This window comes from Ideonella sp. FW305-24 (genome assembly GCF_058788035.1).
This window is the reverse complement of the sequence record NZ_JBYTAI010000003.1, coordinates 574,771-594,300: the sequence shown is the minus strand read 5'-3', so window position 1 is coordinate 594,300 and position 19,530 is coordinate 574,771. Positions and strand designations below refer to the sequence as shown.

General features: G+C 69.8%; 19 protein-coding genes. 11 read left to right on the top strand and 8 right to left on the bottom strand.

The window, feature by feature from the left end:
- Window positions 1-43: 43 nt before the first annotated feature.
- A complete protein-coding gene (locus AC3WR5_RS11675) occupies window positions 44-733 on the top strand; it encodes a Vgb family protein (protein ID WP_492484485.1) in 690 nt (229 codons plus the stop codon).
- A gap of 22 nt (window positions 734-755) precedes the next feature.
- Here the strand turns inward: AC3WR5_RS11675 and AC3WR5_RS11670 are convergent, their stop codons facing one another.
- On the bottom strand, window positions 756-1,730 hold the full coding sequence (locus AC3WR5_RS11670; RefSeq protein WP_492484483.1) for an alpha/beta fold hydrolase: 975 nt from the start codon (window positions 1,728-1,730) through the stop codon (window positions 756-758).
- 184 nt (window positions 1,731-1,914) lie between these two features.
- Between AC3WR5_RS11670 and AC3WR5_RS11665 the strand changes: the two genes are divergently transcribed.
- The 3 genes from AC3WR5_RS11665 (at window position 1,915) to AC3WR5_RS11655 (ending at window position 3,659) form a co-directional block, all read left to right on the top strand.
- Complete coding sequence (locus AC3WR5_RS11665) at window positions 1,915-2,442, top strand: helix-turn-helix domain-containing protein (RefSeq protein ID WP_492484481.1); 528 nt, start codon at window positions 1,915-1,917, stop codon at window positions 2,440-2,442.
- A gap of 1 nt (window position 2,443) precedes the next feature.
- Entirely contained in the window at window positions 2,444-2,860 is a 417-nt protein-coding gene (locus AC3WR5_RS11660; RefSeq protein ID WP_492484479.1) for a VOC family protein, read from the top strand.
- 169 nt (window positions 2,861-3,029) lie between these two features.
- A complete protein-coding gene (locus AC3WR5_RS11655) occupies window positions 3,030-3,659 on the top strand; it encodes a TOPRIM nucleotidyl transferase/hydrolase domain-containing protein (protein WP_492484477.1) in 630 nt (209 codons plus the stop codon).
- A 33-nt stretch (window positions 3,660-3,692) separates the two neighbouring features.
- Here the strand turns inward: AC3WR5_RS11655 and AC3WR5_RS11650 are convergent, their stop codons facing one another.
- Window positions 3,693-4,757, bottom strand: a complete 1,065-nt coding sequence (locus AC3WR5_RS11650; protein WP_492484475.1) for a WD40/YVTN/BNR-like repeat-containing protein — start codon at window positions 4,755-4,757, stop codon at window positions 3,693-3,695.
- Between the two features lie 37 nt (window positions 4,758-4,794).
- Complete coding sequence (locus AC3WR5_RS11645; RefSeq protein ID WP_492484473.1) at window positions 4,795-5,064, bottom strand: MoaD/ThiS family protein; 270 nt, start codon at window positions 5,062-5,064, stop codon at window positions 4,795-4,797.
- A 116-nt stretch (window positions 5,065-5,180) separates the two neighbouring features.
- On the opposite strand from AC3WR5_RS11645, the gene AC3WR5_RS11640 reads away from it, so the two are divergent.
- Together AC3WR5_RS11640 and AC3WR5_RS11635 are read left to right on the top strand one after the other, a co-directional pair.
- Complete coding sequence (locus AC3WR5_RS11640; RefSeq protein ID WP_492484471.1) at window positions 5,181-6,095, top strand: dienelactone hydrolase family protein; 915 nt, start codon at window positions 5,181-5,183, stop codon at window positions 6,093-6,095.
- Between the two features lie 52 nt (window positions 6,096-6,147).
- Window positions 6,148-6,792 (top strand): HAD family hydrolase, encoded by a 645-nt coding sequence (locus AC3WR5_RS11635; protein WP_492484469.1) that lies wholly within the window; start codon window positions 6,148-6,150, stop codon window positions 6,790-6,792.
- A gap of 63 nt (window positions 6,793-6,855) precedes the next feature.
- Here the strand turns inward: AC3WR5_RS11635 and AC3WR5_RS11630 are convergent, their stop codons facing one another.
- Genes AC3WR5_RS11630 through AC3WR5_RS11620 form a run of 3 tightly spaced genes read right to left on the bottom strand, consistent with a single transcriptional unit; the run spans window position 6,856 to window position 8,018 of the window.
- On the bottom strand, window positions 6,856-6,984 hold the full coding sequence (locus AC3WR5_RS11630) for a hypothetical protein (RefSeq protein WP_492484467.1): 129 nt from the start codon (window positions 6,982-6,984) through the stop codon (window positions 6,856-6,858).
- A gap of 30 nt (window positions 6,985-7,014) precedes the next feature.
- Window positions 7,015-7,314, bottom strand: coding sequence for a hypothetical protein (locus AC3WR5_RS11625; protein ID WP_492484465.1), 300 nt, complete (start codon window positions 7,312-7,314; stop codon window positions 7,015-7,017).
- Between the two features lie 44 nt (window positions 7,315-7,358).
- Entirely contained in the window at window positions 7,359-8,018 is a 660-nt protein-coding gene (locus AC3WR5_RS11620; protein ID WP_231011303.1) for a TetR/AcrR family transcriptional regulator, read from the bottom strand.
- A gap of 83 nt (window positions 8,019-8,101) precedes the next feature.
- On the opposite strand from AC3WR5_RS11620, the gene AC3WR5_RS11615 reads away from it, so the two are divergent.
- The 4 genes from AC3WR5_RS11615 to AC3WR5_RS11600 all read left to right on the top strand — a co-directional run bounded on the left by AC3WR5_RS11615 (window position 8,102) and on the right by AC3WR5_RS11600 (window position 14,433).
- Window positions 8,102-9,313, top strand: a complete 1,212-nt coding sequence (locus tag AC3WR5_RS11615) for an efflux RND transporter periplasmic adaptor subunit (protein ID WP_492484462.1) — start codon at window positions 8,102-8,104, stop codon at window positions 9,311-9,313.
- Between the two features lie 4 nt (window positions 9,314-9,317).
- Complete coding sequence (locus AC3WR5_RS11610) at window positions 9,318-12,452, top strand: efflux RND transporter permease subunit (RefSeq protein ID WP_492484600.1); 3,135 nt, start codon at window positions 9,318-9,320, stop codon at window positions 12,450-12,452.
- 3 nt (window positions 12,453-12,455) lie between these two features.
- On the top strand, window positions 12,456-13,910 hold the full coding sequence (locus tag AC3WR5_RS11605; RefSeq protein WP_492484460.1) for an efflux transporter outer membrane subunit: 1,455 nt from the start codon (window positions 12,456-12,458) through the stop codon (window positions 13,908-13,910).
- 130 nt (window positions 13,911-14,040) lie between these two features.
- Window positions 14,041-14,433, top strand: a complete 393-nt coding sequence (locus tag AC3WR5_RS11600) for a YkvA family protein (RefSeq protein WP_492484458.1) — start codon at window positions 14,041-14,043, stop codon at window positions 14,431-14,433.
- 19 nt (window positions 14,434-14,452) lie between these two features.
- Here the strand turns inward: AC3WR5_RS11600 and AC3WR5_RS11595 are convergent, their stop codons facing one another.
- Window positions 14,453-14,863, bottom strand: a complete 411-nt coding sequence (locus AC3WR5_RS11595) for a hypothetical protein (protein WP_141290333.1) — start codon at window positions 14,861-14,863, stop codon at window positions 14,453-14,455.
- Between the two features lie 137 nt (window positions 14,864-15,000).
- Between AC3WR5_RS11595 and AC3WR5_RS11590 the strand changes: the two genes are divergently transcribed.
- A complete protein-coding gene (locus AC3WR5_RS11590; RefSeq protein ID WP_492484456.1) occupies window positions 15,001-16,332 on the top strand; it encodes a DUF5694 domain-containing protein in 1,332 nt (443 codons plus the stop codon).
- A gap of 24 nt (window positions 16,333-16,356) precedes the next feature.
- Here the strand turns inward: AC3WR5_RS11590 and AC3WR5_RS11585 are convergent, their stop codons facing one another.
- Complete coding sequence (locus AC3WR5_RS11585) at window positions 16,357-19,515, bottom strand: diguanylate cyclase domain-containing protein (protein ID WP_492484454.1); 3,159 nt, start codon at window positions 19,513-19,515, stop codon at window positions 16,357-16,359.
- Between the last annotated feature and the right edge of the window lie 15 nt (window positions 19,516-19,530).

Genomic DNA, 19,530 nt, shown 5'->3' with positions numbered 1-19,530 from the left:
GACTTCCATGGCGCCCAACCGCGGCGCTTCAAGGAGCAAAGCGATGAGCCAGGACACCCTCACCCAAGCCGCTGCCACCCCCGCCACAGTGGCCGTGCAGCCTGCCGAGATCGTGCGCGAATACGGCCCCTTCCCGGGTGCGGACCGCGTCGGCGGCGTGACCCATGATGGCCGGCAGGTGTGGGCCGCCACCGGTCCCCGGCTGCTGGCCTTCGACCCCGCAAGCGGCGAGCCCACCCGCACGCTGGAACTGCCAGCCGATGCCGGCACCGCGTTCGACGGCAAGCACCTCTACCAGATCGCCGAGTCCCGCATCGACAAGATCGACCCCGCCACCGGCCAGGTCGTCGCGTCCATCCCCGCGCCCGGCAAGGGCGGCGACTCCGGCCTCACCTGGGCCGAAGGCAGCCTGTGGGTGGGCCAGTACCGTGACCGCAAGATCCACCAGATCGACCCCGCCACCGGCGCCATCCGCCGCACCATCGAATCCAACCGCTTTGTCACCGGCGTGACCTGGGTGGACGGCGACATGTGGCACGGCACCTGGGAAGGCGACGAGAGCGAATTGCGCCGCATCGACCCGCAAAGCGGCGCCGTGCTGCAGCGGCTGGAAATGCCACCGGGCACGGCCGTCAGCGGCCTGGAATCCGACGGTGCAGATCTGTTCTATTGCGGCGGTGGCGGCAGCGGCAAGGTCCGCGCCGTGCGGCGCCCGAAACGTGTCGCCGGCTGAACGCGCCGCGGCGCGCCCGGGTTCACTTGTTCAGGAACGCCACCAGCTTGGGCACGACCTGGTCGGTGGCCTCTTCCATCAGCCAGTGACCCGAGTTCGGCACGATCACGCCTTCGACATTGGTGTTGACCAGCCTGGCCTGGGTGATCAGGGTCTGGCCGGAGGCCTTCTCGCCGGTCAGCACCAGCATCGGCATCGTCAGCGGGGTCTTGGCGAACTGCGCGAAGTCGACCGCGTCTTGCGCGAAGGCGTGGAACACCTCGAAGCCGGCGCGCATGCGGCCGGGCTTGCCGTAGGCCTTGGCGTAGAACACGCGGTCCGCCTCGGGGATGGAATGCGCCGGGTCCGCGGCGAAGTCGTTCCAGAAGTGTTCGAAGTAGATGCGCTCGCGGCCGTCCACCAGCGCCAGCGGCGTCTTGCCGTAGAAGTGGAAGTGCCACAGGTCGCGCAGCAGCCAGACGGATTGCCAGTCGCCCACGCCCGGCAGGAAGGCATCCATCAGCGCGATGCGGTCGACCTCGTTCGGATACTGGGCGGCGTAGGCATAGGCCACCATCAGGCCGATGTCGTGGCCGACGATGCGCACGCGGCCCAGCTTCAGCGTTTCGGCCAGGCCGTGGATGTCGCGTGCCATCTGGGCCTTGGTGTAGTCGGTCTCGGGCATGCTGGATTCGCCGAAGCCGCGCAGGTCCGGCGCGATCACCAGGTGGTTCTTCTGCAGCGCCTTGATCAGCGGCAGCCACATGTGGCTGGTCTCGGCATAGCCATGCATGAGGATGATGGGGTCACCTGATCCTGCGACCAGGTAGTGCAGCTTGACGCCATTGACCTCGGCGAATTTGCTTTGCGGCGCCTGTGCAAGTGCGGGCGATGCGGCGGCCATCGACAACACAGCGGCCAGGATGGCGAAGACGCTGCGGACCTTGGACGCGATGCCGGAGAACTCGCGGCCGGGCTGGCCTGGCATGCCTGGATGGCGGTTCGTGATGCTTGTCATGGAAAGACCTTTGCGGTGGACATTGCGGATTTGCGAGGGTCCATGTTGCGCAAGGCACCGGCCCTTGGCATCTCGCGTTCGCGAGGGACAACTGCGGCCCGGTCCAGGCATGAAAAGCTCGGCCGAAAGGGGCAGGGCCTGTTCAGCGGTGCCTTAAAGTCGCCGCAGCACCGGGTGCCCACCAATGCCGCGAAACACCGCTTCCGAAGACCTGCCCGCGCCGCACGGCGAGGCGCCTGCCCACCAGGACCCTGCGCTGCTGCGCCGGCTGCTGCGTGCGAAGGACCGCATGGACGCCGCTTCGCACGAGGCCTGGCCGGTGCAGCGGCTGGCGGAGGTGAGCGGGGTGTCCGAGGCGCACTTCGCGCGCTCGTTCAAGCAGGCCTTCGGCCTGCCACCGCACCGCTACCTGCTCACGCGGCGCATCGAGCGCGCCACCGCGCTGCTGCGCGACACCGATTGGCCCGTCACCGAGATTGCCTTCCACACTGGCTGGGAAAGCCTGGGCACGTTTGGCCGCACCTTCCGGGACATCACCGGCGAAACGCCCAGCACGGTGCGGGCACGCGCACGGGCGGCGGGGCATGACCTCGGCCGCGTGCCGGCCTGCATCCTCAGCGCCGCGCACCGGCCCGATCTGACGATGGCAGTTTCGGAGAAGCGGCGCCGCGGGGCCGGCGGTACAAAAGCGCCTGGCAACCAGGAGCTTTGAAATGAACCCAGGCATTGATGTGGTCGGCGTGTACGTGCGCGACCAGGACGAAGCGCTCGCCTTCTACGTCGAGAAACTCGGCTTTCGCGTGCAGGCGGACGTGGGCAATGGCGACTATCGGTGGCTCACCGTGCAGCACCCGGAACAGCCCGGCTTCCAGCTCGGGCTGTTCAAGCCCGGCCCGCCGGTGCACGACGCCGCCACGGCGCAGACGCTGAACGCGATGGTCGCCAAGGGCGCGATGCCGCCGCTGGTGCTGCGTGTGACCAACTGTCGCGCGGCCTACGACCGGCTGCTGGGCCTGGGTGTGGAGTTCACACAGGAACCCACGGACCGCTACGGCACCGTGGACGCCGGCTTCCGCGACCCTTCCGGCAACGGCTGGAAGATGATCCAGATGCGGGCAGAGAGGTCGTGAGCGCGAGCGCCGGGCCAGGGCCTCGCATGCATCGCTTGCGCGACCGATGGCAGAAGGCGCCGGTGCAGTTTCGGCAAGCTCCCGGCTGAGGCTGTCTGCTGCGCCAACCGGTGTCCAGGCGACGCGACCTGGCGCAGATGCCGACGCGAGGCAACGCATAGACTGGGCCATGCAGCTTGCCGGGCCGCGTCATCCACTGTCCATCACCGAAGCGCTCGCCCGCGTGGCGCAAGCGAGCGCACGCGTGGCCATTCTGGTCGAGGGCTGGAGCGACGAGGCGGCCGTCGAAGCGGCGGCGCAGGTCTGCGGCGTGGCCCTCGCCGAGCATGGCGTGTGTGTGCTGCCGATGGGTGGCATCACCAACCTCGGCAAGTTCGCCGAGGCTTTGGCCGCGTCCGGCCTGGGCGTGCGCCTGGCGGGTCTTTACGACGCGAGCGAGGAGGCGCTGGTGTGGCGTTCGCTGGCGCGGCTTGGGCGTGTGGAAGTGCGCTCCCGAGCGGCAGCCGAGGCGGCCGGCTTTTTCGCCTGTGAGCGGGACCTGGAGGACGAGCTGATCCGAGCCGTGGGCCCGGAGGCCGTGGAGCGGCTGGTGGCCGCGCAAGATGAACTTGCGGCCTTCCGCCGTTTCCAGGCTCAGCCCGAGCACCGGGTGCGCGAGCTGCACGGCCAGCTCAAGCGCTTCATGGGCACGAGGGCCGGCCGGAAGATTCGCTATGGTGCGCTGCTGGCCGCCGCGCTGGCGCCAGAGGCCTTGCCGCAGGCATTGCGGCAGTTGCTTGCAGCTGCAGTCGCCCGCTGAGTCGGTGTCGTCCCGGACATTGGCAAACCACGCTCAGCCGAAGCGCACCGCGTAGACCGGTGGCAGCCGGGCCGGCAGGGCCGTCCATTGCTCGCCGCCGTCTTCGCTGGCCCACAGGCCGCCGGTGGTGCTGCCCATCAGCAGGCCCTGGCCGCGGCTGTCCACCGCCAGGCCGTGGCGGTAGATCAGGTCGTAGCAGTCCTGCTGCGGCAGGCCGGCGCGCAGGGTCTCGAAGCTGGCGCCGCCGTCGCGGGTGCGGTTGACCACCAGCGCGCCGTCCACCGGCACGCGGCACTGGTCCTTCACCGCTGGCACGAACCAGGCGGTCTGCGGGTCCAGCGGGTGCGCCGCCACCGCGAAGCCGAACGCCGACAGCGGCGCGGTGATTTCGGTCCACTGCGTGCCGCCGTTGGTCGAGCGGAAGATGCCGTTGTGGTGCTGGCACCAGAGCACGTCCGGCGCGGCCGCGCAGCGCACGATGGCGTGCGGGTCCTGCACCTCGGGATTGAAGGCCTGGTCCGGCGGCATGAAGTCCGCACGCATGCCGTGGGCCGCTTGGCGCCAGGAAGCGCCGTCATCCTGCGTGAGCCACGCGCCGGCGCAACTCACGCCCACCAGCAGCGTGCCGCCGGGCTGCGGGCAGATCGAATGGATGCCGGGCTGGTCATAGCCGCCGCCGGTCCAGGATGGGCGCTCGGGGCGCTGCCACAAGGCCTGCTCCAGCTGCCAGCTGGCGCCGCCATCGCCGGAGCGGAAAAGAGCGCCGGGCAGGGTGCCGGCGAAGATGGATGCGCCAGCCCGTTCGAGCGACCAGACCATCGTCACCTTCCACGGCGGGCCCTCGGCGTCGCTGGGTTGGGCCGGCAGGCTGGGCGCGTCCACTTCGTGCCAGCTCGCGCCTGCGTCATCCGAGCGGTGCAGCTTGACGCCGAAGTGGCCAAGGTGCAGGGCGGCCAGCATGTGGCCCGAGGCATCCGGCGGCAACACGTTGCTCACCGGGTCGCCAACGAAGCTGGCGCGCTCCACTGCCCAGGCACCCGCCCGAAGTCGGAGTTCGAACAAGCCTTTGCGGGTGGCCACCCAGGCACGATCATCCATGTCTTGTGCTCCTTGCGAGGCGGGCCAGCGCCGCCGGTCAACCGCCCGTCAGGGCTTGCAACACGTAGACCTTGTCGGCCGGGGCCAGCGGGTCGCTCAGGCCTATCCGGTCCTGCGCCCGCCGGTCCTCGATGAACACCACCACGTGCTGGCGCAGGTGGCCCTGTTCATCCAGGATGTACGGCCGCAGCCTGGCATTGCGTTCGAACGCGGCCGCCAGCGCCTCGCCCAGCGTCGCCGCAGGCGTGTCGAACTCCGGCGTTTCGGTGAAACGCTGCAGCTGCGAGGTGAAGGCGATGTGGGCCACGGCGAAATGATGCCGCACGCACGCCGCTCTGGCGCCAGGAGATGCCCTTGGCGCCGCGAGCGACTTTGCCGTCGGTGTACAAGGCACGCACCTTTTCCTCAACCCAAGGTCCTGCCATGACTCAGCCCGCCGCGCGCGTCAGCCCCACCGTCACCACGCTGGAGATCGATCCCGAGCTGTGGTGCCTGTTCGACCAGTACGTGCACGGCGACATTGACCGGCGGGGCTTCCTGGACCGGGCCACCCGCTTTGCCACGGCTGCCGGCACCACCTCGCTCGGCCTGCTGGCCGCCTTGAGCCCGGACTTTGCGCGGGCGCAGAAGGTTCCGCCCACGGACGCACGGATCAAGACCGAATCGGTCGAGTTCGCGTCGCCCGCCGGCTACGGCAAGGTGCGCGCCTACGTGGCCCGGCCGGCGCAGGCCAGCGGGCCGCTGCCGGTCGTGTTGGTCGTGCACGAGAACCGCGGGCTGAACCCGCACATCGAGGACATCGCGCGCCGGCTGGCATTGGAGAACTTCATCGCCATCGCGCCGGACGCACTGTTCACGCTGGGCGGCTACCCCGGCGATGAAGACAAGGCGCGCGACCTGTTCGCCAAGCTGGACCAGGCCAAGACCCGCGAGGACTTCCTGGCCGCTGCAGCCCATGCCCGCACGCTGCCGGGCAACAACGGCAAGCTCGGCGCCATCGGCTTCTGCTACGGCGGCGGCATGGTGAATTTCCTTGCCGCCCGCGTGCCCGAGCTGCGGGCCGGCGCCCCCTTCTACGGCGCCCCGCCGCCGGCCGAGGAAGTCAGCCGCATCAAGGCCGAACTGGTGCTGGCCTACGCCGACAACGACGAACGCATCAACGCCGCCTGGCCCGCCTACGAGGCCGGCCTGAAAACCGCAGGCGTGAAGTACGAAGCCTTCAAGTACGCCGGCACCCAGCACGGCTTCAACAACGACACCACGCCACGCTTCGACGCCGCCGCCGCGCAGCAGGCCTGGGGCCGCGCGCTGGCGCTGTTCAACCGCACGCTGCGATGAGCTTGCCCAGACCGGTGTTGGAGATGTTGCAACGACCTGGACGCGCTTTGTGATGAAGATTGAGGCAGTTCTTTTCGACATGGATGGCACGCTGGTCGACAGCGAAGGCACGCACCACCGCGCGCTGTCCGACGTGCTGGACGGCCTGGGCTTGGCCAAGCCGCCCGGCTTCGACGCCGCGATGACCGGCCAGTCGCTGCGTGCGGTCTACGACCACCTGGTGGCCGAGGTGGGCTTGCCGCTGAGCTACACCGAGCTGGCCACGGCCAAGTACCGCGCTTTCCTGGACCGCATCGGCGAGCTCCACTGGCGGCCGGGCGCACAGCAGGCGCTGGCCGTGGTGGCCGAGGCCAGTTGCGCGTTTGCGGTGGTCACCAACTCCGACCGCATGCTGCTGGACGCCAGCCTGAAGGTGCTGGGCCTGACCCGGCCTGACCTGATCACCGTTTCGCGCAACGACGTGCGCGAAGGCAAGCCACAGCCCGAGCCCTACCTGCGCGCGGCCTGGCTGCTGAGCCTCACGCCCGCCCAATGCCTGGTGGTGGAAGACAGCCAGGCCGGCGCAACTGCGGGCCTGGCTGCCGGCATGACGGTGATCGGCTGGCCCGAGGCCAGTCGACCCGACATGAGCTTTGGCGCTGGTGCCCTGGTGGCGCCGCCGCACGACCTCGCCAGGCTGTTGGCCGGGCTGCTTTGATGGCCGGCGGCTTGCGCCGCCGGCCGCGGGCGCTTCAGGCCCGCTCAGTGCTCAGGGGCTGCGTCAGAGGCAGCAGACCAGGTGCTGCAGGCAGCAGGCCAGGTCGCCGCAGCAGGCGTTGGCTGCGAGGGCGACGGTGGACGCAGTGACCAGCGCAATGGCGGCCGAGAGCTTGAGGAAACGGGATGTCATGGTTTGGATCCTTGATGTTGAAAACTTTGTTCAGATGAGCAGAGTCTTCAAATTCGGTGGACGCCAAACGTCGCGGATCATGCCTTCGGGCGAAGGCGCCAGGGTTATGGGCGCGGTGCGCGCAGCAGTGGCAGCACGCAACGGCGCGGTCGCCGGAGTGGGCAGCGCGGCCGGGACCTGGCAGGTCTGGCAGCCCATGTCGACGCAGTGGCCCGCGCCCTTGCAATCTTCCAGGCAGCAGCCGCGGTAGACCGCCGCCGCGGCCATGCTGGACTGGGCCATGAACAGGCAGCCCAGCAGCAAGGCGAAGATCGCGAAATGCTTGCGCATGGGGCCGACTGTAAGCGAGCCGAGGCGGCGCGGGCCGGGAGGGCTCAATCCGGCAGGAACAGCAGGTCCACCACCCGGCGCAGCAGCGGCACCAGTTGCTGCCGATCCAGTGCCGGGCCGATGCCTTCCCGGAACAGCCGACCTTCAGCCAGCGAGGCGACGATCTCCACCCGCAGTGCGGCCTGGGCTTGGCTGAGCGCAGGCTGCTGGCTGCGCATGGTGGCCACCGCGCGTGCGTGCAACTTCAGGTCGGCCGCTTTCACCAGTTCGGCCACGGCCGGGTTGCGCGCGCTTTCGGCCTGGATCTCCAGCAGCAGCGCGCGTTCTCCCGCCAGCGCGTAGGCGTCCAGCGTGCCGGGAGGCGGCGTGGGCGCGCCGGGTGGGCGGGGTGCCGGTGTGTCGGCCGCCAGTGATTCGGCCAGGGCCTGGGCGGTGGGCGCGGCGTCTATCCAGGCCAGGCGGGCAGCAACGATCTGTTCAACCAGGAAACCGATGATGGCTTCCTTGCTGGGGAAGTAGCGGTAGATCTGGCCCACGCTCATGCCAGCCTCTTCTGCCACCTGGGCCATGCTGGCGCGGTGGAAGCCGGTGCGCAGCACGCAGCGCGCCAGCGCGTTGGCAATCTGCAGGCGGCGCAGTTCGTCCCGCTCGGCCTTGGCGAGGCGGGCCGGCGAAGCGGCGGGCGAATCAGCGGAAGGGTTCACGTTTCTTTGCACGGCGCGGTGGGTTCAGCAGCACACAGGTTCATAGAATAAATGAGAATGAACGTTCACACTCACACGTCACCATGAACTTTACCTGCCACCTCCGCCGTCCCGGCTCGCGTCCGGCCTTGTTGATCGTTGCCGCCGCTTCGTCGGTCGTCGTCGCGCTGGCGGGCTGCTCGCCGGCTGCCCAGGCACCGGCTGCACGGCCGCCGGTGGAAGTGGGCGTGGTGACGCTGAAGCCCGAAGCGCTGGCGCTGCAGACGGAGCTGCCCGGCCGCGTGCGTGCCGCCAACAGCGCCGAGGTGCGGCCCCAGGTGGGCGGCGTATTGCGCGCCAGGTTGTTCGAGGAAGGCAGCGTGGTGAAGGCGGGCCAGGTGCTCTACCGCATCGAGCCGGCCACCTACCAGGCGGCGGTGGACCAGGCGCAGGCCGCGCTGGTGAACGCCGAAGCCAGCGTGGGCGCGGCCAGGCTGAAGGCCGAGCGCTATGCCGCGCTGGTGAAGATCAACGGCATTGCCCAGCAGGACGCGGATGACGCGCAGGTCAGCTACCAGCAGGCGCTGGCCTCGGTGGCCGAGAAGAAGGCGGCGCTGGCCAGCGCCCGCATCGACCTGGCGCACACCGAGGTGACCGCGCCCATCAGTGGCCGCATCGGCATCTCCAGCGTCACGCCGGGCGCGTTGCTCACGGCCAGCCAGACGACTGCGCTGGCCACCATCCGCGGGCTGGACAAGGTGGACGTGGACCTGACCCAGTCCAGTGCCGAGCTGTTGAAGCTGCGCCGCTTGCTGGCCGGCGCGACGATGAAGGCCGGCAGCACCGCCGTCAACCTGAAGCTGGAAGACGGCAGCGCCTACGCGCAGGCCGGCACGTTGAAGCTGCAGGAAGTGGCGGTGGACGAAGCCACCGGTTCGGTCACGCTGCGCGCCTCTTTCCCCAACCCCGAAGGCCTGCTGCTGCCCGGCATGTACGTGCGCGCGGTGCTGGCCCAGGCGCAGGACAGTGCGGCGCTGCTCGCGCCGCAGCAAGGCGTGACCCGAGACCCCAAGGGCAATGCCACCGCGCTGGTGGTCAACACCGCCAACAAGGTCGAGCAGCGCACGCTGACCACGGACCGCGCGATTGGCGACCGCTGGCTGGTCGGCAGCGGCCTGGCCGCCGGCGAACGGCTGGTGGTGGAGGGCAGCGACAAGGTCAAGGCCGGTGACACGGTGAAGCCGGTCGCGGTCGAACTCGGTGCCAAGCCAGCGGCGACCGCCGAAGCCGCGGCCTCTGCCGTGAAGGGAGGCTGAGATGCTGGCCCGCTTCTTCGTTCACCGACCCATCTTCGCGTGGGTCATCGCCATCGTCATCATGCTGGCGGGCGGCGCGGCCATCACTTCGCTGCCGGTCGCGCAGTATCCGAACATCGCGCCGCCCACGGTGCGCATCTCGGCCACCTACACCGGCGCTTCCGCCGAGACGGTGGAGAACAGCGTCACGCAGATCCTGGAGCAGCAGCTCACCGGGCTGGACGGGCTGCTGTACTTCTCGTCGTCGAGCTCGTCGTCCGGCTCGGCCAGCATCAGCGTGACCTTCCAGGAAGGCACGAATGCCGACACCGCGCAGGTGCAGGTGCAGAACAAGGTGCAGCAGGCGCTGACCCGGCTGCCCCAGTCGGTGCAGACGCAGGGTGTGACGGTCACCAAGTCGCAGAGCGACTTCCTGATGATCGTCGCGCTCTACGACCAGACCGACAAGGCGACGGCGACCGACATCGCCGACTACCTGGTGAGCAACCTGCAGGACCCGATTGCCCGCGTGGACGGCGTGGGTGGCGTGCAGGTCTTCGGCTCGCAGTACGCGATGCGCATCTGGCTGGACCCGGCCAAGCTGGCCTCGTTTGCGCTGATGCCGTCTGACGTGGCGTCCGCCATCGAGGCGCAGAACACCCAGGTCTCGGCCGGCAAGATCGGCGCGTTGCCGGCTGCTGCCGAGCAGCAGCTCAACGCGACGGTGACGGCGCAGTCCAAGCTGCAGACGCCCGAGCAATTCCGCCAGATCGTCATCAAGCACGACAGCACCGGCGCCGCGGTGCGCCTGAGCCAGGTGGCGCGCATCGAGATCGGCAGCGAAAGCTACGACAACGTGACCCGGCTCAACGGCCACCCGGCCTCGGGCCTGGCCGTTCAACTGGCGCCAGGCGCCAATGCACTCTCCACCGCAACGCGCGTGCGCGACACGGTCTCGCAGTTGCTGCACGGCATGCCCGACGGCTACCAGGTCGCCTACCCGAAGGACAGCACCAAGTTCATCAAGATCTCCATCGAGGAGGTCGTGAAGACGCTGTTCGAGGCCATCGCGCTGGTGGTGGTGGTGATGTTCGTGTTCCTGCAGAACTGGCGCGCCACGCTGATTCCGGCGCTGGCGGTGCCTGTCGTGCTGCTGGGCACCTTTGGCGTGCTGGAGGTGTTCGGCTACTCGATCAACACGCTGACCATGTTCGCGATGGTGCTGTCCATCGGCCTGCTGGTGGACGACGCGATCGTGGTGGTGGAAAACGTCGAGCGCGTGATGCGCGAGGAAGGGCTCTCGCCGCGCGAGGCCACGCTGAAGTCCATGGGCGAGATCACCGGCGCGCTGGTTGGCATCGCCACCGTGCTGTCGGCGGTGTTCCTGCCGATGGCATTCTTTGCCGGCTCCACCGGCGTGATCTACCGCCAGTTCTCGCTGACCATCGTCGCCTCCATGGTGCTGTCGGTGGTGGTCGCATTGACGCTTACGCCAGCACTCTGTGCCACGCTGCTGCAACCTCACCACGGCCCGGCCGCCACGCGCGGTTTTGCCGGCTGGTTCAACCGCAACTTCGACGCGCTGATGCAGCGCTACGACGGCCGCGTGGCCCGCGTGCTGGTGCGGCCGCTGCGCTGGCTGCTGGGCTACGGCGCCATCGTCGCGGTGCTGGCGCTGCTGTTCCTGCGCCTGCCCACCGGCTTCCTGCCGCAGGAGGACCAGGGCGAGGCCATGGTGCAGTACAGCCTCCCGGTGGGCGCCTCGGTGGCGCGCACGATGGAGGTGGCCAAGCAGGTCGAGAACCACTTCCTGAAAGACGAGAAGGACAACACCGAAGCCATCTTCACGATTGCCGGTTTCAACTTCAACGGCAGCGGCCAGAACGCCGGCATGGCCTTTGTCGCGCTGAAGGACTGGAGCCAGCGCAGCGGCGCGGCCAACCGTGCGGATTCGATCTCCGGCCGCGCCACGCAAGCGCTGTCCACCGTGCGGGACGCGCGCGTCTTCGCGCTGAACCCTCCTGCCATCCAGGGCCTGGGCCAGTCCAACGGCTTCGAGTTCCAGCTGCAGGCTGCCGCCGGCACCACGCGCGCCCAGTTGAAGGACTTGCGCGGCCAGTTGCTGGCCAAGGCCGGGCAGGACAGCCAGCTCAGCGCCGTGCGCGCCGGCAGCATGGAAGACACGCCGCAGCTCAAGGTGCAGGTGGACAACGAGAAGGCCTTTGCGCTGGGCCTGTCGCTGGACGACATCAACAGCACGCTGACCGACGCCTGGGCCGGCGACTATGTGAACGACTTCATCGACCGCGCCCGCGTCAAGAAGGTCTACATCCAGGGCGACGCGCCGTTCCGCGCCAAGCCCGAGGACCTGGACCAGTGGTACGTGCGCAGCAGCGCTGGCACCATGACGCCTTTCTCAGCCTTCGCCACCACGCAGTGGACCTACGGCCCCGAGAGCCTCTCACGCTACAACGGCCTGGCCTCGTATGCGATCCAGGGCTCGGCCGCAGAAGGCAAGAGCTCCGGCGCCGCGATGGACCGCATGGACACGCTGGCCAGCGAACTGCCGGCCGGCACCAACCATGCCTGGAGCGGCCTGTCCTACCAGGAGCGCCTGGCCTCGGGCCAGACGCTGAAGCTCTACACCATCTCCATCCTGGTGGTGTTCCTGTGCCTGGCCGCGCTGTACGAGAGCTGGTCGGTGCCATTCTCGGTGCTGCTGGTGATCCCGCTGGGCATCGTCGGTGCAGTGTTGGGCGCGACCGTGCGCGGGCTGGAGAACGACGTGTACTTCCAGGTTGCGCTGCTGACCACCATCGGCCTGTCGGCCAAGAACGCGATCCTGATCATCGAGTTCGCCCAGGCCGCCGTGGCCCGCGGCATGGACACGATGGCCGCGGCGCGGGAGGCCGCGCGGCTGCGCCTGAGGCCCATCCTGATGACCTCGCTCGCCTTCATGGCCGGCGTGCTGCCGCTGGCGCTGTCCACCGGCGCGGGGGCCAACAGCCGCATCTCGATTGGCACCGGCATCATCGGCGGCACGCTTACCGCCACCGTGCTGGCCATCTTCTTCGTGCCGCTGTTCTTCGTGCTGGTGCGCCGCCTCGGCGTGCGGCGCGGCAAGCAGGCCGCGGCCACCCCCGTGATCCAGGAGGCTTGAGCCATGCGTCCCGTTTTCTCCACTCTCGCCATCGCTTCGTTGATCGCGCTGCTCGCCGGCTGTTCCACGCTGGCGCCGACCGACGCCGCACCCACCGGCGCCGTGCCCACGCAGTGGCCCACCGGCGCGGCCTACGCGCCTGCAGCGTCGACGACCGAGGCAAGCAGCCTGCCCTGGCGCGACTTCGTGCAGGATCCGCGGCTGCGCCAGGTCATCGAACAGGCGCTGGCCAACAACCGCGACCTGCGCGCAGCTGCCGCCAACGTGGTTGCCGCCCGTGCCAGCTACCGCGTGACCGCTGCCGCCGAGCTGCCCACGCTGAACACCGGCGTGAGCACCACGCGCGCCAGGTCCGCCGCGGGCAGCAATGGCAATGGCGGCACCGCCACCAGCTTCTCGCAAACCGCCTCGGCCAGCGTGGGTCTCAGCGCCTACGAGATCGACCTGTTCGGCAAGCAGGCCAGCCAGTCGCAGTCGGCCCTGGAAAGCTTTCTCGCCACCGAGGCCGGCGCCCGCGCCACCCGCATCAGCCTGATCGCCGAAACCGCGCAAGCCTGGCTCACGCTGGCCGCGGACCAGAGCCTGCTCAAGCTCGCCCAGGACACGCAGCAAAGCGCTGCCAGCTCGGTCGAGGTGACGAAGCAGCGCCAGGGCTTTGGCGTGGCCTCGGCGGTGGACGTGCGCCAGGCCGAGACCGTCTACCAGCAGGCCCGCGCCGACGTGGCCGCGCAGACGACGGCCGTGGCCCAGGCCCGCAATGCCCTGCAACTGCTGGTGGGCGCGACGGTGGACGACGCGCTGGTCCCCGCCGCGTTGGCCGACGACACGCTGCTCGCCCAGGTGCCCGCTGGCCTGTCGTCCAGCGTGCTGCTGCAGCGGCCCGACGTGCAGCAGGCCGAGCACACGCTGCTGGGCGCGCAGGCCGACATTGGCGCCGCCCGCGCCGCGCTGCTGCCTTCGCTGTCGCTCACCACCAGCGCCGGCCTCGCCAGCACTGCGCTGTCCAGCCTGTTCACCGGCGGCGCCGCGTCCGTCTGGTCCTTGGCACCCAGCCTCACCTGGAGCCTGTTCGACGGCGGCGCCGCCCGCGCCACGGTCGCCAAGACCCAGGCCCAGCGCGAGGCCGCCGTGGCCGCCTACGAAAAGGCGCTGCAGACCGGGTTCCGGGAAGTGGCCGACGCCCTGGCCCGCCGCGGCACCGTGCAGGAACAACTCGACGCGCAAACCGCCTTGCTCGCCGCCGCCCAGGACAGCCAACGCCTGGCCGACGCCCGCTACCAGCAAGGCGTGTCCACCTACCTCGCCGCCCTCGAAGCGCAACGCACCGCCTACAGCGCCGGCCAGTCGCTGATCAGCCTGCGGCTGGTGGAACTGGGCAATCGGGTCACGTTGTATCGGGCCTTGGGAGGTGGCTTGGCGGAACCTGCGGCCAGTGGCGCACAGGCTGCCAACAACTGATCGCAGGCGGGCCTCTACGGCCGCGACGAGTCCTCCGGGCGCCGCCGCGGCCGGAGCGGGGCCGGCCCGGCTCGTCCAATACAGTGCGGGACAAACAGCAGCAGCGTGACCCCATCACGCTTCGCGTTCCATGACGCTGAGCAAGCACCTGAAGACCTGGGCCAGGCGAGTGAAACGCGACGGCGTGACGCTGTGGTTCGCCGGCAAGCATCCCCGCACGCCCTGGTACGCGAAGGCCCTCGGGGTGTTCGTCGTGGCCTACGCGCTGAGTCCCATCGACCTGATCCCGGACTTCATTCCGGTCCTGGGCTACCTCGACGATGTGCTGCTGCTGCCTGGCCTGATCTGGTTGACCATTCGGCTCCTGCCACCGGAAGTCCTCGCCGAATGCCGCGCGCAGGCGGACGCGTGGATGCAAGCCAACGGCAGGAAGCCGAACAGCCGGGCAGGGGTCGTGCTCGTGGTGGCTCTGTGGTTGGCCATCGGCTTTGCGCTCTTGTACTGGCTGCGCGGGGCGGAGTGACCCTCGGCCCGTTGGCCGATCAGTGCAACAACCGCAACAGCCCCGAGACGATCACGTTGATCACCAGCAGCACGAGCAACGGGAAGACCGCCGCGCGCAGCCGCGACCGCCCTGCGGCGGGCCCGCTGCCGCGCGGCACGAAGCCGGCAAGGGCCAGCAGTTCGAACACCTTCGCACTGCCGCCGCTGCAGTAGAAGCTCATCAAGCGCGGGTAGTCCGCCTGGTTGTGCACGATGCGCACCCCACCACTGAGCCAGCGCGGCCCCAGCGGCTCGATGGCCACCACCTGATCGGGTGTGAAGCGGTAGGTCCGCAGACCGCGCAAGCTCAGGACGCCGCCTTCAACAGCGAACAGATCGGCCCCCCCGCGGCCGCCCCAGCCCACCCGGGTCTTGCCGCCGAGGCTGAGTCGAGAAGCACTTGCGTTCATGGCCGCCTCCTTGGCAAGACGGGCGCCATCGTGCCCGCGCCGATGCCGGCAATCATCGCGATCAGACCGCGCAGCCTGTCCATGGTGTTCCCTCCGATGGTGGTTCGCCTCCGGCCCCGAGCAACACGGAGATCGCGGTGGCTGTCTACCTGGATGAACGAGGAGGGGGCGCGTCGATGGACATTGAGGTCGGAATTTTTTGTGTCCAGTCCGCGGCAAGCGGGCGGCGGCGCGGGCGGCGATGCTCGTCGCCAGGGGCGCCGGTTCCTCCTGCCAAATGGTCGTTTCGTCGCGCGCTGGCGGACGCTGCGGCGTGCGCTCGCTACAGTCGCCGACGCGAAGCGGTTGGCGGGAAGCGATGGTGCTTCTGCCTGCCGAAGCTGCGCTTTCAACCTTGGGAGACATGCGAAGTGGGTACGTGGAAAAAGTGGCTGGGCGGGTCGTGGGTGGCGCTTGCCGTCGCGATGCAGGCGCAGGCGCAGGTCGACCTGGCCTCGCTGGACCGGGACATGGTGGGACCCCGGGCGCAGGTGCTGGTGCTGGGCACCATGCACCTGCGCGAATTGCCGCAGGGCTTTGATCCGGCAACGCTGCAGGGCTTGCTGGACCGGCTGGCGGGCTTCAGGCCGGACATCATCACCATCGAGGCGCTGCCTGGCGAGGAATGTGATTTCGCGGCGCGCCATCCGGCCAAGTACGGCGCGGACTACTGTGCGCCGACCGACCTGGCGAAGGCGGCCACCGGGCTGGACGTGCCGGCCGCCATTGCCGAAGTGAACAAGGTGCTCAAGGCCTGGCCTGCGCAGCCGACGCCGGCACAGCGGCGGCGCCTGGCTGCGCTGTTCCTGGCGGCGAACGAGCCAGCGTCGGCCTATGTGCAGTGGCTGCAGTTGCCGGCCGCCGAGCAGCGCGCTGGTGACACGCTGGACGCGCCGCTGGTGGCCATGCTCGGTCAGATCGGGACGCGCAACAACGAGGACTACCAGTTGGGCGCGCGCCTGGCGGCGCGGTTGGGCCTGCAGCGCGTCTTCGCCGTGGACAACCACACCGGGGACAGCCTCGATGTCGCGGACACGAAGGCGTTCGGGCGGGTGATCGAGGCTGCATGGGCTTCGGGAAGAGGGGCGTTGAACGAACGTGAGAAGCGGGAGAAGGTCTTGCTCCAGGCCCCTGACCTGCTGCCGATGTACCGCTTCCTCAACGATCCCGAAGGCTTGCGCGTGCTCGCGGAGGTCAACGTTGCCGCGGCTTTGCGCGCCAGGTCGCCGGAGGGTTATCCGCAGATCTGGGTTGCAGGCTGGGAGATCCGCAACCTGCGCATGGTGGCCAACATCCACGAGACCTTCCGCGAACGCCCTGGCGCCCGGGTGCTGTCCATCGTCGGCGCCTCGCACAAGCCGTGGTTCGACCATTGGCTGGGCCAGCTGTCGGGGGTGGACATCGTCGACGTGGCTGGGGTGTTGAGGTGACGCGATGAGCGGTCCGGTGTCCGCTCAACTGGCGGCTGGCGTGTACCAGCGCCAGCCGCGGCGGCCGGCGCGCTTGGCGGCGTAGAGCGCGAGGTCGGCGCATTTGTAGAGCTCGGCCGCGCTGTCGGCTTCGTGCGGGCCGCGGGCCAGGCCAATGCTGGCGCTGGCCTGCAGGTGCTGGGACTGGTGTTCGACCGGCAGGTCCAGGCTGTCGATGATGCGGCGGCAGACCTGCTCCACGTCCTCGGTGGCGGTGGTGCGGGTGAGCAGCAATGCGAACTCGTCGCCGCCCAGCCGGGCCACGCGGTCCACCTCGCGCACGGCGTCTCGCAGGCGCTGGGCCACGGCCACCAGCAGCGCGTCACCGGCATCGTGGCCCAGGGTGTCGTTGATCTGCTTGAAGTGGTCCAGGTCCAGCAGCATCAGCGTGAAGGGCTGGCCACGCTGGGCTTCGGCCAGCAGGCGCTTCAGGTCCTCGTTGAACAGGCGGCGGTTGGCCAGGCCGGTCAGGCCGTCGTAGTAGGCCATTTGCTGCAGTTGGCGCTCGCTCTCGTGCAGCTCGGCGCTGCGCTGCTCCAGCTCGGCCGTGCGGCTGGCCACCAGCGTTTCCAGCACCTGCTGGCGGCGGCGCAGCATCAGCGTGCGGCCCTGCACCAGGCCGGCCACCAGCAGCAGCGCGGCCAGCCCCAGCGCGACGCGGAACCAGGCCGTCTCGTACCAGGCCGGTAGCACCCGCACCGGCCAGCGCAGCGGCTCGGACCACTGGCCCTGGCGGTTGGAGCCGCGCAGCTCCAGCAGGTAGTCGCCGGCCGGCAGGTTGGTGTAGCGGGCCAGCCGGCGGCTGGGGTCGGTGGGCGTCCAGTCGGGGTCGAAGCCTTTCAGGCGGTAGGCATAGCGGTTGGATTCGGGTGCCGAATAGTCCAGCGCGGCGAATTCGACCGACAGGTCACGCCGGCCGACCGGCAGCGTCAGCCTGGCAGTCGTGTCGCCCGTTGCGCCCGGCGGCGGCACCGGGCTGCCGCCGACCAGCGCCTCGGTCACCACCACAGGCGCCGCAAAGCCCCAGGGCACCAGCCGCTCCGGCTTGACGATGGTCAGCCCGCCGCTGCCGCCGAACAGCAGTTCGCCATGCGGCGTGATACCGCCGGCGCCCACCCAGTACGACGGGATGCCGACGCCATCGGCCGCGTGCAGCGGCGTGACCGACAGGTCGCTGCCGGCAATGCGCGCCAGGCCGTCGTCGGTGCTGACCCATGCGTCGCCCTGGGCGTCCATCAGCAGCGCGTCCACACCGTTGTTCGGCAAGCCTTCGGCCAGGCCGATGCGCCGCACCCGTGGCGCGCTGCCATCGGCCGGCGCGGGATCGACCACGCGCAGCCCGCCACCGAACGAGCCCACCCACAGCCGGCCGCGGCTGTCCCGCTGCACGGCACTGATGTAGCCGCCGGGCATGCCAATGCGGTCCGGTGCGTCTTCCGGCAGCCGCGTGACTTCGTGCAGCGCGCGGTCGTAGCGCAGCAGCCCGGCGCGCGTGCCCACCCACAGCCCGTCGCCTTCGGCGAGCGCCAGCTGGGTGACACGGCCGTCGCCCAGCTGCGCCGGGTCGGCCCGCGCGCCGGGCAGCGGCTGCAGCGTGCCGTCGGCTGCGATGCGAAAGCCCCACAGGCCGTCCAGCCCACCGAGCCAGAGCTGGTCCCCGTCCACGCACAAGGCCCAGGTCGCGGCGTTGTCTACCCTGCCGGGTACCACCAGCCGGCGCACGGCCTGGCCGCTGGCTTCGGCGCGGTAGAGGCCTTGCTGGGTGCCCAGGTAGACGGCACCACCGGCCGCGCCGGCCATGACCAGCACGCGGCCCTTGGGCAGCGCGTCCCGCGGACGGGTGGCGTCCGGCTGCAGCTGGGCCACGCGGCCTTTCTGGGGATCCACGATGTCGATGCCACCGTTGCCCAGCGCCAGCCAGGCCCGGTCGTCCGGCTGGGCCAGCAGCTGGGTCACGGTGCCGTGGCTGATGCCTTCGGCCCTGCCGGCCTGGCCCAGCCAGGTCAGCACGGCCTGCTGCGCCGGGCGGTAGGCGCTGAGCCCGTTGTTGGTGCCCACCCACAAGGTGCCGCTGCTGTCGCGGAAGAACATGCTGATCTCGTTGTCCAGCAGGCTGGCCGGCGCGCCTTCGAGGTGGCGCAGCCGCCGGGTGCGGCCACTGCTGCTGTTCACCTGCACGATGCCGCCGCCGTCGGTGCCGATCCAGATCTCGCCGTCGCCGGCTTCGATCAGTGCGAAGACCGAGTCGCTGGCCAGGCCGGCTGCGCCGCCGTGCTCACTGTCCCGCACCACGGAGGCCCTGGATTCGCCCGGCGCCACCACGTAGGCGCCGTGCGGCCGGGTGCCGATCCAGACCCGGCCCTGGCGGTCCTCGATCAGCTGGCTGACCGTGCTCGGGCTGCCGTCCGCGCAGGGCAGCGACACGGCTTCGAAGCGCCTGGCGCCGGCCGCGCGGCGGAACAGGCCAACGCGCGTGCCCACCCACAAGGCGCCGCTGCGGTCGCGCAGCAGCGACTGCACCGCGCCATCCGGCAAGCCCTGCTCGCGTGCCTCCTTGGCATGTCGACTGACCTGCTGGCCGTCGGCTGCGAGCTGGTCCAGCCCGGCACCGCCGCCGACCCACAGGCCACCCTGGCCGTCATCGGCCAGCGCGAACACGCTGCGGTGGCTCAGGCCGTTCGGGCCGCCGGGCACGCGGATGAAGCTGGCATGGTCGGCCGCCAGCCGCGACAGGCCGCCGGCACTGCTGCCGATCCACACCTGGCCTCGCGCGTCCCGGTGCATGGTGGTGATGTAGCTGTCGGGCAGCGCACCCGGGCGGTTGGCATCGGCCTCGTGGTTGCGGAAACGGTAGCCGTCCCATCGCGCCAGGCCGTTCTGCGTGCCCAGCCAGAGAAAGCCCTGGTCGTCCTGCACCATGGCGGTGGCCTGCAAGGCGGTGGGAATCGGGAAATGCCGGAACACCGGGTCGGCCAGCCGCTGCCAGCGACCGGCATCGGCCGTCGCGGAGGCGTCGGTCGCCTGCGCCGCCTGGGGCCAGGTGAAACCGAGGATCAGGCCAAGCCAGAGGCTGGCCCAGCTGCGTGAAACGAAGGAGAGCAGGTGCACGGTGCCGTTCAGAGGCCAGCGCACACCGCGGGCCATTCGCTGGTTTCGGCC

Excerpts from the sequence above, each read along its gene's own strand:
- AC3WR5_RS11675 (WP_492484485.1), top strand. The coding sequence starts at position 44 with ATGAGCCAGGACACCCTCACCCAAGCCGCTGCCACCCCCGCCACAGTG.
- AC3WR5_RS11670 (WP_492484483.1), bottom strand. The coding sequence starts at position 1,730 with ATGACAAGCATCACGAACCGCCATCCAGGCATGCCAGGCCAGCCCGGC.
- AC3WR5_RS11665 (WP_492484481.1), top strand. The coding sequence starts at position 1,915 with ATGCCGCGAAACACCGCTTCCGAAGACCTGCCCGCGCCGCACGGCGAG.
- AC3WR5_RS11660 (WP_492484479.1), top strand. The coding sequence starts at position 2,444 with ATGAACCCAGGCATTGATGTGGTCGGCGTGTACGTGCGCGACCAGGAC.
- AC3WR5_RS11655 (WP_492484477.1), top strand. The coding sequence starts at position 3,030 with ATGCAGCTTGCCGGGCCGCGTCATCCACTGTCCATCACCGAAGCGCTC.
- AC3WR5_RS11650 (WP_492484475.1), bottom strand. The coding sequence starts at position 4,757 with ATGGATGATCGTGCCTGGGTGGCCACCCGCAAAGGCTTGTTCGAACTC.
- AC3WR5_RS11640 (WP_492484471.1), top strand. The coding sequence starts at position 5,181 with ATGACTCAGCCCGCCGCGCGCGTCAGCCCCACCGTCACCACGCTGGAG.
- AC3WR5_RS11635 (WP_492484469.1), top strand. The coding sequence starts at position 6,148 with ATGAAGATTGAGGCAGTTCTTTTCGACATGGATGGCACGCTGGTCGAC.
- AC3WR5_RS11630 (WP_492484467.1), bottom strand. The coding sequence starts at position 6,984 with ATGACATCCCGTTTCCTCAAGCTCTCGGCCGCCATTGCGCTGGTCACT.
- AC3WR5_RS11625 (WP_492484465.1), bottom strand. The coding sequence starts at position 7,314 with ATGCGCAAGCATTTCGCGATCTTCGCCTTGCTGCTGGGCTGCCTGTTC.
- AC3WR5_RS11615 (WP_492484462.1), top strand. The coding sequence starts at position 8,102 with ATGAACTTTACCTGCCACCTCCGCCGTCCCGGCTCGCGTCCGGCCTTG.
- AC3WR5_RS11605 (WP_492484460.1), top strand. The coding sequence starts at position 12,456 with ATGCGTCCCGTTTTCTCCACTCTCGCCATCGCTTCGTTGATCGCGCTG.
- AC3WR5_RS11600 (WP_492484458.1), top strand. The coding sequence starts at position 14,041 with ATGACGCTGAGCAAGCACCTGAAGACCTGGGCCAGGCGAGTGAAACGC.
- AC3WR5_RS11595 (WP_141290333.1), bottom strand. The coding sequence starts at position 14,863 with ATGAACGCAAGTGCTTCTCGACTCAGCCTCGGCGGCAAGACCCGGGTG.
- AC3WR5_RS11585 (WP_492484454.1), bottom strand. The coding sequence starts at position 19,515 with ATGGCCCGCGGTGTGCGCTGGCCTCTGAACGGCACCGTGCACCTGCTC.